The organism is Algoriphagus iocasae, from assembly GCF_014206875.1.
Taxonomy (GTDB): Bacteria; Bacteroidota; Bacteroidia; order Cytophagales; family Cyclobacteriaceae; genus Algoriphagus; species Algoriphagus iocasae.
In genome coordinates this window covers 1,575,238-1,588,125 of record NZ_JACIJO010000002.1, presented here as the reverse complement: position 1 = coordinate 1,588,125, position 12,888 = coordinate 1,575,238, and the positions used below count along the sequence as shown (strand labels likewise).

Below are 12,888 nucleotides of genomic sequence, written 5' to 3'. Positions count from 1 at the left end.
TATTTTTTTCGCCTTACATCACTTCAAAGAACTTAATACCACGCATTTGTGGCTCTTGCCAGATCCGGTAAACCTTCCGTTTCCGTCCCGTTTTTTTCCCTTCATCGCTGATGGGAGTGCAAAGGTAAGAAGTAATTTTTTACTTCCAATACTCTTTGCGATTTTTATTTTTTCAAAAGTTTCAGGGACAAGCCCCTTTCCACTTCCTATACCCCCTTGCTTTCCAAGCGGGCTGCAAAGGTAAGTGATCATTCCAGACTTCCTAACCCTTTTGCAAAATCTTTTTTTCAACCGTTTCTCAGGGCCTCAACCCCGATCCCCAACACACCGTTCGTGTCATTTGGGAGTGCAAATATCTCCCTATTTTTCTTAACAACAATACTCAAACCACAAAAATCTTTCTCTTTTACCTAAATCACTGAAACTGAAGATGAAAAATTTCAAATAAAAAAACCGCCTCAAACTGGGACAGCTGAGGCGGTGTCTTCTAATAAATTTGGTGACTTTATAGCTTTTTCAATACGATATTCTTCCAATACACTTTAATACCTCCGCCATCGTGGATCTGAAGACAAATTCCACCTTTTCCTTCTCCAATTTTAGCATCTGTAAAGTTTACCATCTCATGTCCATTCAAGTAGGAAGTGACATTATCGCCTTTCACAACAATCCTCATTTTATTCCATTCTCCAAACTTCAGGTATTTATCTTTTTCTGGATCTGGCTTGATCAACCAACCTCTACCGTAGGATTCATAAATACCACCGGTATCATGTCCTGGAGGTGCAACTTCTACTTGCCAGCCTGAAACTTTGGTGCCATCTACAGTAGATCTGATAAAAACTCCAGAGTTCCCGTTAGCTTCCTGCTTGAATTCCAAGGTGATTTCAAAATCATCATAGTTTTCATTGGTGCCCAAATATCCATACCCCTTATCAGGCCCACTTTCAGAAATCAATAATCCGTCCTCCACATACCACTTCTCAGTTCCGTAAATAGTCCAACCAGTTAGGTCTTTGCCATTAAATAGCTTCTCTTTTTTCTGAGCGAAAGTGAAGTTCGCAGACGCCAGCAAAATGGCTAGCACTAATAGTTTTCTCATAGTGTTTTAATTTTAATATTTTTAAACCAAGTCACCGCACCGTGATCTTGAAGTGAAATCAATCCTTTTTTAGAAATCGCATAATCCGGATAATCATTCCATTTTCCTGAATTACGTGCAGCTGTCCATTCTTCTGAATAAGGAACGAACTCTACAGTCTTCTTTCCATTCAACCAATAACTGGACCCTTTTTCGGAAAAAACAATTTTTGAATGATTCCATTCACCTGCTGGCTTCACAGCACCTTCATAATCAGGCTCGGTCATAGCGTAATCTGCGCCAATGGACTGCCATTTTTCCAAAGGATCAGGAAAACCCAATTGATCGATCACTTGGTATTCTGGTCCTGTCTCGTACGGAGCATGGTATTTTGGATCTTCTACCACATGGTAAAGCACTCCACTGTTTCCACCTGGAGAAATTTTCCAATCCCATTCTAACTCAAACTCCTCAAACTCCATAGGACCAAAAACGATGTCACCACCAATATCTCCTCCTTTACCCAAGGCTTTTAAAGCACCATCTTCTATTGTCCAACCTTCAGGGAAAGAATCTCCATTAAATGCTCTCCATCCTGAAGGATCCTCGCCGTCAAATAATAGCATCCATCCTCCAGCTTTTTCCTCTTCAGAAAGTGTGTTATCAGGAACGACTACTTCCTCCACAACTTCTACTTCAGCTGTTTCTTCAGCAGGCTTTGGTCCGCAGGCCACAGCCAAACCAATCAGAGCTATCCAGGCTAATCTTGTGTTCTTCATTTTAAATATTTATTTCGTTTATATGTTTCTATTCTAATTAGAGTCAAAAGTTAATTGAAATTTTTAAATAAGTTATTTTAGAAAACCGATTTTTTCATGAGTGGCTTTCTTCCTAATTATCACTCTTCTTCAAAAGTCTCAATAAAGTATTTTTTAGCTACCAATAATCTACTCCCGTACCAAGAGAAATATTCCCCGTCAACTAAACATACGTGGGCTTTTGGGAATTTATTTTGAAATTCATCCAAATGTTTCTGCTTAAATGGAAATGGCTCAGAGCTCAATAATATAAACTCTGGTTTTAGATTTTCTAGATCATGATCGGTCAAAGAGGGATATCTTTTCTCCTTAATCATATTTTTAAATCCCGAAAAGCTGAGCATTTCATCAATAAAGGTATGCTTTCCCACTACCATCATAGGATCATTCCAAATCAAATAGATGCAAGTTCCTTTTTTTGTTAATGGAGTAGTAAAGTCAACAGATAATTGATCAACAATCTCCTTTGACTTTTCTTGGACACCCAGGATTTCTCCAAGCTTTTGAATCATATCCATGCTGTCCTGGACAGAATAAATATCACTCATCCAAACAGGATACTTTTCCATCAATTCCTCAACCCCTTCTTTTTCATTTTCCTCTTTATTCCCAATAATCAAATCAGGTTTTAAAGATTCAATTATATCCATTCGGTAATTCTTAGTACCACCGACAATGGTCTTGGCTTTGCGAAGCGAAGAGGGATGAATGCAAAACTTAGTAACTCCTACGATTCTATCTTCTAAACCTAAATCCACCAAAAGTTCGGTTTGTGATGGAACCAATGAAATGATCCTTTTGGGAGGAGTAGGAATAAAAATTTTGCGATTGAGCTGGTCAGAAAAATACATGAGAGTAAAAAAAATATTCCTATGAAATTACTCTCATAGGAACATTCGTCAGTGGATCACTTGATATATCTAAAATCAAAAGTCGGATCAAAGTCCAAAAGGAATTCGTACATCAAATTAATCACTTGGACAATATCCTCTTTGCTAGCTGTCTCGACAGTAGTATGCATGTATTTCAAAGGAAGTGAAATCAAGGCAGAAGGGACTCCCTCGTTTGAATAGGCAAATGCATCTGTGTCAGTTCCTGTAACTCTTGAAGCCGCAGATCTCTGAAACGGAATCTCTTTCTTCTTCGCAGTATCGATAATCAAATCAAGTAACTTTTTATGCACAGAAGCACCGTAAGTCAACACAGGTCCTTTACCAGCTGTGAAATCTCCACTTGTTACCTTATTATATAAAGGAGCCGTAGTATCATGACACACATCTGTGATGATTGCTGCATTAGGTTTGATTTTGGCAGCAATCATTTGAGCACCTCTCAACCCAATTTCTTCCTGAACAGCATTCACTACATATAGACCAAAAGGCAACTTTTTACCTGACTCTTTTACTTTTTTCGCCACTTGGGCAATCATAAATCCACCTATTCGATTATCCAAGGCTCTTCCAGAGTAGAATTTACCATTCAATTCGGTCAACTCATCTTTAAAGGTGATCACACAACCGACATGAATTCCCAATTCTTCCACTTCAGCTTTTGTTCTAGCTCCAACATCGATGAATATATTATCCAAAGTAGGAGTGTCTTCTTTCCCATCCTTTCGAACGTGAATTGCCGGCCAACCGAAAACTCCAGGAACCATTCCTTTATCAGTGTGGATGTTTACACGCATGGATGGAGCGATCATATGATCGGATCCACCATTTCGTCTTACATATATATATCCATCATCTTTGATATAGCTGACAAACCAACTGATTTCATCAGCATGTGCTTCGATTACAACTTTGTATTCAGACTCAGGATTGATTACTGCAACCGCGGTTCCATAATTATCAGTGAAATAATCATCGACGAATGGCTTAATATAATCTAACCAAATCTGTTGCCCTGAAGCCTCAAAACCAGTAGGCGAGGCATTGTTGAGATATTTTGTGAGAAATGCTTTTTCCTCTTTAGTGATTTTGTCGCTCATAATATTTTTATTCCCAAACTTCAGAACTCACTTCGAAGTTCGGGTAAGTTATTTATCAATTTAAATTCTTGCTTTTTCTTGAAATGTTTTTGCCTTTACGAAAGCAATCATTAATCCTTTTACAAAGGGATATTCCCATGCTTCTTCCTCGGGATTTTATCCACTTTATTTTCCAACATTTTGAAAGCTTTGATCAACTTAATTCTGGTTTCCGAAGGCATAACAACTTCGTCTATGAATCCTCGATGCGCTGCTCGATATGGATTAGCAAATTTAGCTGTGTATTCATCCACTTTTTCCTGAAGCTTCGCTTCTGGATCTTCTGCTTCCGCAATTTCCTTTTTGAAAATAATCTCCGCAGCCCCTTTTGCTCCCATCACAGCAATTTCTGCTGTTGGCCAAGCAAAATTCAGATCCGCTCCGATGTGTTTCGAATTCATTACGTCATAAGCTCCACCATAAGCTTTTCTGGTAATTACAGTAATTCTAGGTACAGTAGCCTCTGAAAAAGCATAAAGCAATTTTGCTCCATTGGAAATAATGCCATTCCATTCCTGATCTGTACCTGGCAAAAATCCCGGCACATCTACTAAAACCAAAAGCGGCACATTAAAACTATCACAGGTTCTAACGAATCTTGCTGCTTTCACAGATGCATCATTATCCAAAACTCCTGCCATTGATTGTGGTTGATTCCCTACCACACCAATACTCCTACCCGCTATCCTAGCAAAACCGACAACGATATTATCTGCATAATTTTCATGCACTTCCAAAAAGGAATCTTCATCCACAATCCCTTTCACCGCATCACGAATATCATAAGGATGATTTGGGTTTTCTGGAATCAGAGAATCCAAAACCTCTCTGCTTTCATCCTCCAAAATCTCATAAGGATAAACCGGAGCAATTTCCTCGCAGTTTTGAGGCATATAGCTCAAAATCTTTTTTATATGCTGGATGCATTCCAGCTCATTTGCGCAGGCAAAATGAGTCACTCCACTTTTGGTACTATGTGCCGAAGCCCCTCCCAATTCCTCAGCAGATACATTCTCTTGGGTAACTGTCTTCACTACATTTGGACCGGTAACAAACATATAAGAAGTGTTCTCTACCATCAAAATGAAGTCTGTAATTGCAGGAGAATAAACTGCTCCACCGGCACATGGCCCCATGATTGCAGAAATTTGTGGTACCACTCCAGAAGCTAGAGTATTCCTATAAAAAATATCTGCATAACCACCTAGAGAGTTTACCCCTTCTTGGATTCTTGCTCCACCTGAGTCATTCAAACCAATCACAGGCGCGCCATTTTTCATGGCCATATCCATGATTTTACAGATTTTCTCTGCGTGGGTTTCTGAAAGAGACCCTCCAAACACAGTAAAGTCCTGAGAAAACACATACACCAAACGACCATTTACTTCTCCATAGCCGGTGATGACTCCATCTCCAAGATAATGCTCTTTATCCAGTCCAAAATCTTTGGCCCGATGTATGACGAATTTGTCGATTTCCTGAAAAGTGCCCTCATCCATCAGCAGTTCAACCCGCTCACGGGCTGTTAACTTTCCTTTTTTATGCTGTGCTTCTATCCTTTTCTCTCCACCACCAAGTAAGGCCTCTTTATTTTTCTCATTTAGTAGCTTAATCTTCCCTTCTATTCCGGGCAAAGTATAATTGGGTTTATTCGATTGATCCATGAACTCATTTTTAGATTCATTCAAATATAATAGGCTTTTTGGGTGAAGGAAATTTAGAACTGGAAAGGAATTGCCATAAGGAGGAAAAAGATCAAAATTCGTCCGAAAATTTTCATCTAAATTTCTACCTACCAATAAGTCACAAAAAAAACATTCAATAAAATCTCAATGAAAAGGGCTCATTTCAAATAACTTTCTATATTCGCCCATCCAAAAAATTGGCAGCATATGAGTACCCGAAAGGCGGCGGTAATAGATATGGGGACCAATACATTTCATTTGTTATTGGTAGAATTGAACGAGTCCGGATTCAAGACGATTTACAAGGAAAAAATCCCTGTAAAGCTGGGAAAAGGTGGGATCAACCAAAATCAACTCGCAGAAGATGCTCAAAAAAGAGCTTTCCATACTTTAAAACATTTTAAAAACCTGATTGATGGTGAACATATCGATCAGGTTTTTGCTTTTGCGACCAGTGCTGTCAGAAACGCAGAAAACGGATTGGCTTTCGTTCAGAAAGTGAAAGAAGATATTGGGATCTCCATTCAAGTCATCTCTGGAGAGGAAGAGGCTCAGATGATTTATGAAGGAATTTGCCTATCCGGATCGCTCAATGGTCAGATCGAATTAATGATGGACATTGGTGGTGGATCAGTAGAATTTATCATCGGGACTTCACAGGAAGTTTTTTGGAAGCAAAGTTTTGAAATTGGTGGACAGCGTTTATTGGAGCTTTTCCATTATCATGACCCAATCCTTCCTGAGGAAATAGCCAAACTAGAAGACTATTTACAAATCAAGCTTGCTCCCCTTTTGGAGGCAATTGAGAAATATAAACCTACTGGACTGGTAGGTGCATCGGGTACCTTTGACACTCTAACTGACATTTACTTTGAGTCCATGCTTCAGTGCAAGCTTACAGGTCAGCATGTCTTTGAACTTCCTGTTGATGAATTTGAAAAAATCCATCAAATGCTTTTATCAAAAAACAAAGAGGAACGTTTGCTAATCCCTGGTATGATTCCGATGCGTGTGGATATGATTGTCGTGGCATCAAGCTTGATCGAATTTATTCTACGGTATGTGCCTGTCAAATCCATGACCTGCTCTCACTACGCCCTTAAAGAAGGGGCAATTTCCAGAGTAATGAAACAAAAGGTGACTATCTAAGTCAGCCAGTTTCACTAAATACTTATTCTTGAATTGAACATCAGCCTTTCTGGGGCTGAGTTAAAATCTTATTATCATGAACTTTTCTTACGAAGAACTTCGAGATTTCACTTTTGGGATGCTGATCAAGATCGGTTGCCCGGAAGACCAAGCTAAAACTGCCACAGAAGTTTTGCTTTCTGCAGATCTTCGCGGAGTCGATAGCCATGGCGTAGCCAGACTTTCTGGTTATGTGAGGTTGTGGGAAAAGGGAAGGATTAATGCAAAACCCAATATCCGTGTAGTTCATGAAACTCCCTCCACAGCTGTAGTAGATGGAGATGGAGGTTTAGGTTTAGTGGTAGCACCTTATGCAATGCAGGTTGCCATCGAAAAAGCAAAAATCGCGGGTACAGGTTGGGTTTCAGTAAAAAATTCAAACCATTACGGAATCGCTGGTTATCATGCAATGCAGGCACTTGCGCATGATATGATCGGGATTTCCTTAACCAATGCCAGTCCTTTGGTAGCTCCGACTTTTTCCCAAGAAAGATTATTGGGAACCAATCCAATTTCAGTTGCTATTCCTGCCAAAGATCAACCTGCATTCGTAGCAGACATGGCAACTACCACAGCAGCAAATGGGAAATTGGAAATCCTTCAAAGAAAAGGTTTGGATACACCTACCGGATGGGTTCAGGACAAAGAAGGAAATCCAACCACATCAGCAAATGGAGTAAAAGACGGTGGAGCATTACTTCCGCTGGGTGGTGATAGAGAACATGGTTCCCACAAAGGTTATGCTTTAGGGTCTATCGTAGATATTTTTTCAGCAGTACTTTCCGGAGCCAATTACGGTCCATGGGTACCACCTTTTGTGGCATTCTTAGAGCCAGATCCAAATCCTGTTGGAGAAGGAATCGGTCATTTCTTTGGAGCCATGCGAGTAGACGCATTCCGTCCGGCAGATGAATTTAAATCTCATATGGACAACTGGATCACAAGATTCCGAGCTGCCAAACCAACGCCTGGAAATGAAAAAGTTTTGATCCCTGGAGATCCTGAGCGGGAATTGGAAGCTATTCGCATGAAAGAGGGAATTCCATTGCTGGATCCGGTTGTGAAAGATTTGACAGAATTGGGAGAGCGATTCGGGGTCAAGTTTTAAGTAAAAAAACATTGAATAAAAATGTAATCCCTAAAGATCATCATTCTATAAAAATTCTGAATTTCATTTTTTCAGGAGTTATAACCTTATCCAATACATTCATTTTCATCCCCTTAACTTTTTTAATTTTCAAGACTGGAGGAGGTCCTTTTTCATTTGGAATTTTGCTACTCCCCTTTCAAATTATTTCACACCTTTTTATTATTCCAGCTATATCATCCCTCAAAAACAAACATCAACATAATCGAACCTATCTTTGGATCAATGGAATAAATGCTCTAATTTCTATCCTATGGTCAATAATTGTTTTGACATCAATAGAGTCTTACTGGGGTTTATTCTAGAAAATCTTTTTTTAACTTTATTTCATGGCCTTATCCACTTTAAATTTTCTTGACTCCTTCGAGCAAAACCCAAAACTCGCCAAAGCAGCCCATAACTTGAGCACTCTTTTGATTGCCATCGGAGAAAAAGAAATCCCTGAATCGGTAGAATCCCAGATTAATGAAATTATTGCTGGTGTCAATGAATTCAGCGGAACAGATCCCCAATTGATCAAGCAGATGAAAGCAGCACAGGCATCTATTCTAAAACTGCTTGAGAAAGAGCTTGGGATAGTACCAAAAAATCATTTCCAGACTCAATGGTTGGCCATCGGCATGTCTGTTTTTGGATTACCTATGGGAGTGGTATTTGGTACCACATTAGGGAACATGGCATTTTTAGGAATCGGTCTACCGATTGGTATGGCTATCGGAATAGCTGTTGGGAACCAGAAAGACAAAGAGGCCGCCGAAAACGGAAAGCAACTCAACTGGCTAGCTAAATAGCTTCATCATCAATAATTTGCATTGGAAACTTAAATATATTTTGTACTTTAAAGGTAGTTTCAAATTTATCTAAGCCATGACTGCACAATTTTTCATTCTTCTCTCTTCCTTATTGTTAATTGCCCCTTCCAAAACAAATACTGATTTTGAGGCTGGTTACTATTTTTCCAAAACTGGAGAAAAGGTCGAAGGGCTTATAAAACTCAAAAAATCTGACTATACAAGTTTCAAAAAGAAAACTACTAGAATTGTTTTCAAACCAGATGAAAATTCGTCTTCAGAAATTATTTCAGTAGAGGATATAAGATCTTTTGTAGTGGATCAAGATAGTTTTACCGTAGTCAAAAACATAAAAGTAAATCACATCAATGGAGAATTTGAAAAGGATTTTGCCAAAGTGATTAAAACAGGTGACCTAAATTTATACCAGCATCAAAGTCGCGTGAGTGATGGTTTTTTCATTTATAATAAGGAACACTTCGTTCTCTCCAAGGACGGGTCAGATTTTTTAGGAATCTATAATATCAATAAACAAAGAGAGGAAATTTCATTATTAATCGCAGATCAACCGGAATTAATGAGTCGATTTCTTAATAAAGAATTTGACAGCAATATTCCAGAAATGGTTGCTCTTTATAATAAAAGATAAATTTACAAATTGGCTTTCTGGTTTTTATTTTAGAATTCTATCTACTTTTCAAATCCGTGAAGCTAATCCCAATTTCAAATTCTTTGGAGGAAAACTCCTCATTTCTTGAAGCCCAAGACTGCCCTCCGATCATAGATGCAATGATGGATTACTACCAGAAAATCGGGTATAACTTTCCTTGGGTTGGTTATTTTGCAGTAGATGAGAATAAAAATCCAGTAGGCACAGGAGGTTTTAAAGGAGTTCCTAATAATGGGAAAATTGAAATTGCCTACCATACTTTTGGAATGCATGAAGGAAAAGGAATTGGCACAGCCATTTGCAATGAGTTGGTTTCTATCGCTCAAAATTCAGATCCTTCAGTCCTTATCACTGCCAGAACTTTACCAGTTGAATCTTCTTCTTGCTCTATACTAAGGAAAAATGGATTTACTAATCTAGGAGTAGTAATAGATCCGGAAGATGGGGAAGTATTTGAGTGGGTAATAGAAAAACCCATTCAACCTTAAAAAACCAGCACCCACTTTTTACTCATTTGAAGAAATGATGACTTTCTGTAATTTAAGAGAATTGTCTACCTATACTTCCCATAACCTATGAATCCCCTGAATCGAAGAGAGTTTTTAAAAGGAAGTACCGCCTTAATGTCACTGGCAAGTTTTGGCTTGCTTGGAATGAACTTTAAAGATCGGGAAGGCCCACTGCAAGTAGCTTTGATCGGTACAGGCTGGTATGGGAAATCCGATCTTTTTCGATTGATCCAAGTCGCAGATGTAGAAGTTGTTGCACTTTGTGATGTGGACTCCAAGCAGCTAGAAGAAGCTGGCAAACTGGTAGCAAGCAGGCAGAAATCGGGAAAAGTCCCAGCACTTTATGAAGATTATAAAGAGCTTCTGTCAAAAGAAAAACCGGAGTATGTGCTTGTTGGAACACCAGATCATTGGCATGCTTTGATCGCAATTGATGCGGTGAAAAGTGGGGCTCATGTTTATTTGCAAAAGCCGATTTCGGTCGATGTCATTGAAGGTGAAGCAATTTTGGCAGCAGCTAGAAAATATGACCGAAAGGTTCAAATCGGCACTCAGCGCCGAAGTACACCACATTTGGTTCAGGCAAAGAAAGAAATTATTGATTCCGGAAAATTGGGAAAGATCTCTCATGCAGAAGTTTGCTGCTATTACCATATGAGAAATAGCAGTCATCCTGATTTCATGCCGGTTCCAGCAAATTTGAATTATGATTTATGGGCTGGGCCAGCACCAAAACTTCCTTATCGCGGAATTCTACATCGAGGCTGGCGAGCATTTATGGAATATGGAAATGGGATTGTGGGCGATATGTGCGTTCATATGCTGGATGCCGTGCGCTGGATGCTTGACCTTGGCTGGCCTGTTCAGGTCACTTCTACTGGAGGAATTTATGTAGACAAAGACTCTATCTCAAATATTTCCGATACACAAACTGCCATTTTTGAATTTGATGAACTCAATGTTGTTTGGCAACATCGAACTTGGGGCAATCCTGTGGACAAAGATTATCCTTGGGCTTTTAAAATTTATGGTGAAAACGGGATGCTTGCGGGAAGTCCCATGCGAGCAGATTTTTATCCAGAAGGCAGAAACAACGGAGAGCCAATTCACTATCCAGTAGTTTTAGAAAAGGAAAAATTTCCAGAAGATGTCACAGAAAAAGATATCGAAATTCATGCAGCTCCCGCTACTAGAGAGCAGATGAAAGATTGGCTGAAAGCCATCGAATCAGATACACTTCCAGTTGCAGATGTTCTTCAAGGACATATTTCAACAGCCTCATGTATTCTTGCAAACATGTCCATGGATTTGGGCGGACGGCCTTTGAAATATGATCCAAAAACTATGACAGTTTTGGATGATCCAGAAGCCACTGCGCTTTTGAGGAGACCATACCGAGAGGGATATTCACATCCTGAACCTGATCAGGTTTAATTTTCCTAACGAAACCGCTACCGCATCCCACTATTCCATTTGGTAAAGGTTTGGGTTTTTGTATCTTAAGAGGTACAATAAACCTCAAACCCTAATTTAATGAATGCTCTAAACCGTAGAGATTTTCTCAAAGGCTCTTCAGCCTTAGCCACACTTGCCAGTTTTGGATTGTTAGGAATGGATTTTAAAGACCGTGAAGGGCCTCTTCAGGTAGCTTTGATCGGCGCTGGCTGGTATGGAAAATCCGATCTTTTTCGCCTGATACAAGTGGCAGATGTGGAAGTGGTAGGATTAAGTGATCCCGATCAACACATGCTAAAAGCTGCCGGTGACATGGTAGCAACTAGACAGAAATCCGGTAAAGTCCCTGCACTTTATGAAGACTATAAAGAACTTCTGGAAAAAGAAAAACCAGAATTTGTTTTAATCGGATCTCCAGATCACTGGCATGCCTTGCAATGCATTGATGCGTTGAAAGCAGGCGCCCATGTGTATGTTCAAAAGCCCATTTCTGTCGATGTCATCGAAGGCGAAGCGATGGTTGCTGCGGCAAGAAAATACAATAAAGTAGTTCAGGTAGGTACCCAAAGAAAAAGCACTCCTCATTTAATTGATGCAAAAGAGCAGATCATTGACTCTGGGAAATTGGGCAAAATCTCCCATGTGGAAATCTGCTGTTATTATCACATGCGAGCCAATGGAAAACCACCAGTTGAGCCGGTTCCTGATTTTTTTAATTATGAGTTATGGACAGGGCCCGCACCACTTCGACCTTATGATGGACTTCCTCACAGACGCTGGTGGAGAACATTTATAGAATATGGTAACGGTATAACAGGAGATATGTGCGTACACATGTTGGATACAGTTAGATGGATGTTGAAATTAGGCTGGCCTACCCAAATCACTTCAACCGGAGGTATTTTCGTTCAGAAAGATGGAAAATCGAATATTTCAGACACCCAATCGGCCATTTTTGAATACCCAGAACTCAATGTGGTCTGGCAACACAGAACTTGGGGAAATCCAGATGACCCGGAATATCCATGGGCATTCAAGATTTTTGGTGAAAAGGGAATGTTAGCTGGAAGTACCATGCAAGCAGATTATACTCCAGTGGACAGAAATGAGAAGCCGATCCATTTTGATTGTCTCTTTGAAAGGGAAAAATATCCTGAAGATGTGAATGAGCCAGACATTGAATTGAATGCTGCTCCTGCAACACGTCTTCATATGAAAAACTGGTTGAATGCTATTGACACCAAATCACTTCCGGTTGCTGATATTGAAGAAGGTCATATTTCTACTGCTTCTTGTATTCTTGCAAATATTTCCATGGACCTTGGAGGTAGAACCTTGAAATATGATCCTAAAACAATGACTGTAGTGGGAGATAAAGAAGCAACAGCTCTATTGAAAAGACCATATCGAAAAGGATATACACATCCTGAGCCTAAATCCGTCTGAGAAATTTTATTTTCAATTGTAAAACCGACTACCTAATGTGTGGTCGGTTTTATTATTTTTAAGCTCCAT

The 12,888-nt window shown here is 39.5% G+C and carries 13 protein-coding genes; 8 read left to right on the top strand and 5 right to left on the bottom strand.

Going from position 1 to position 12,888, the window contains the following annotated elements; all coding sequences use genetic code 11:
* Window positions 1-244 (top strand): hypothetical protein (locus tag FHS59_RS23170; RefSeq protein WP_221444500.1); only part of this gene is annotated, 244 nt, incomplete at its 5' end.
* Window positions 245-505: 261 nt separating this feature from the next.
* Here the strand turns inward: FHS59_RS23170 and FHS59_RS14375 are convergent.
* The 5 genes from FHS59_RS14375 to FHS59_RS14355 all read right to left on the bottom strand — a co-directional run bounded on the left by FHS59_RS14375 (window position 506) and on the right by FHS59_RS14355 (window position 5,592).
* Window positions 506-1,102 carry a 3-keto-disaccharide hydrolase gene (locus tag FHS59_RS14375; RefSeq protein WP_184496066.1) on the bottom strand — a complete coding sequence of 199 codons (597 nt, stop codon included), beginning with the start codon at window positions 1,100-1,102 and terminating at the stop codon, window positions 506-508.
* Window positions 1,099-1,860, bottom strand: a complete 762-nt coding sequence (locus FHS59_RS14370) for a 3-keto-disaccharide hydrolase (protein WP_184496064.1) — start codon at window positions 1,858-1,860, stop codon at window positions 1,099-1,101. Before FHS59_RS14370 ends, FHS59_RS14375 begins: the two co-directional genes overlap by 4 nt.
* Window positions 1,861-1,979: 119 nt before the next feature.
* Window positions 1,980-2,684 carry an ABC transporter substrate-binding protein gene (locus FHS59_RS14365; protein ID WP_317168196.1) on the bottom strand — a complete coding sequence of 235 codons (705 nt, stop codon included), beginning with the start codon at window positions 2,682-2,684 and terminating at the stop codon, window positions 1,980-1,982.
* Window positions 2,685-2,806: 122 nt separating this feature from the next.
* Complete coding sequence (locus tag FHS59_RS14360) at window positions 2,807-3,889, bottom strand: M42 family metallopeptidase (protein WP_184496060.1); 1,083 nt, start codon at window positions 3,887-3,889, stop codon at window positions 2,807-2,809.
* Window positions 3,890-4,008: 119 nt separating this feature from the next.
* The gene (locus FHS59_RS14355) at window positions 4,009-5,592 is read right to left on the bottom strand and encodes an acyl-CoA carboxylase subunit beta (protein ID WP_184496058.1); all 1,584 of its coding nucleotides are present in this window, start codon (window positions 5,590-5,592) and stop codon (window positions 4,009-4,011) included.
* 228 nt (window positions 5,593-5,820) lie between these two features.
* Between FHS59_RS14355 and FHS59_RS14350 the strand changes: the two genes are divergently transcribed.
* The 7 genes from FHS59_RS14350 (at window position 5,821) to FHS59_RS14320 (ending at window position 12,819) form a co-directional block, all read left to right on the top strand.
* On the top strand, window positions 5,821-6,762 hold the full coding sequence (locus FHS59_RS14350; RefSeq protein ID WP_184496056.1) for a Ppx/GppA phosphatase family protein: 942 nt from the start codon (window positions 5,821-5,823) through the stop codon (window positions 6,760-6,762).
* Window positions 6,763-6,838: 76 nt separating this feature from the next.
* Complete coding sequence (locus FHS59_RS14345) at window positions 6,839-7,909, top strand: Ldh family oxidoreductase (RefSeq protein WP_184496054.1); 1,071 nt, start codon at window positions 6,839-6,841, stop codon at window positions 7,907-7,909.
* 368 nt (window positions 7,910-8,277) lie between these two features.
* Entirely contained in the window at window positions 8,278-8,739 is a 462-nt protein-coding gene (locus tag FHS59_RS14340) for a hypothetical protein (protein ID WP_184496052.1), read from the top strand.
* A gap of 76 nt (window positions 8,740-8,815) precedes the next feature.
* Window positions 8,816-9,388 (top strand): hypothetical protein, encoded by a 573-nt coding sequence (locus FHS59_RS14335; RefSeq protein WP_184496050.1) that lies wholly within the window; start codon window positions 8,816-8,818, stop codon window positions 9,386-9,388.
* Between the two features lie 56 nt (window positions 9,389-9,444).
* On the top strand, window positions 9,445-9,897 hold the full coding sequence (locus tag FHS59_RS14330) for a GNAT family N-acetyltransferase (RefSeq protein ID WP_184496048.1): 453 nt from the start codon (window positions 9,445-9,447) through the stop codon (window positions 9,895-9,897).
* 87 nt (window positions 9,898-9,984) lie between these two features.
* Entirely contained in the window at window positions 9,985-11,352 is a 1,368-nt protein-coding gene (locus FHS59_RS14325) for a Gfo/Idh/MocA family protein (protein WP_184496046.1), read from the top strand.
* A 99-nt stretch (window positions 11,353-11,451) separates the two neighbouring features.
* The gene (locus tag FHS59_RS14320) at window positions 11,452-12,819 is read left to right on the top strand and encodes a Gfo/Idh/MocA family oxidoreductase (RefSeq protein ID WP_184496044.1); all 1,368 of its coding nucleotides are present in this window, start codon (window positions 11,452-11,454) and stop codon (window positions 12,817-12,819) included.
* Window positions 12,820-12,888 lie beyond the last annotated feature (69 nt).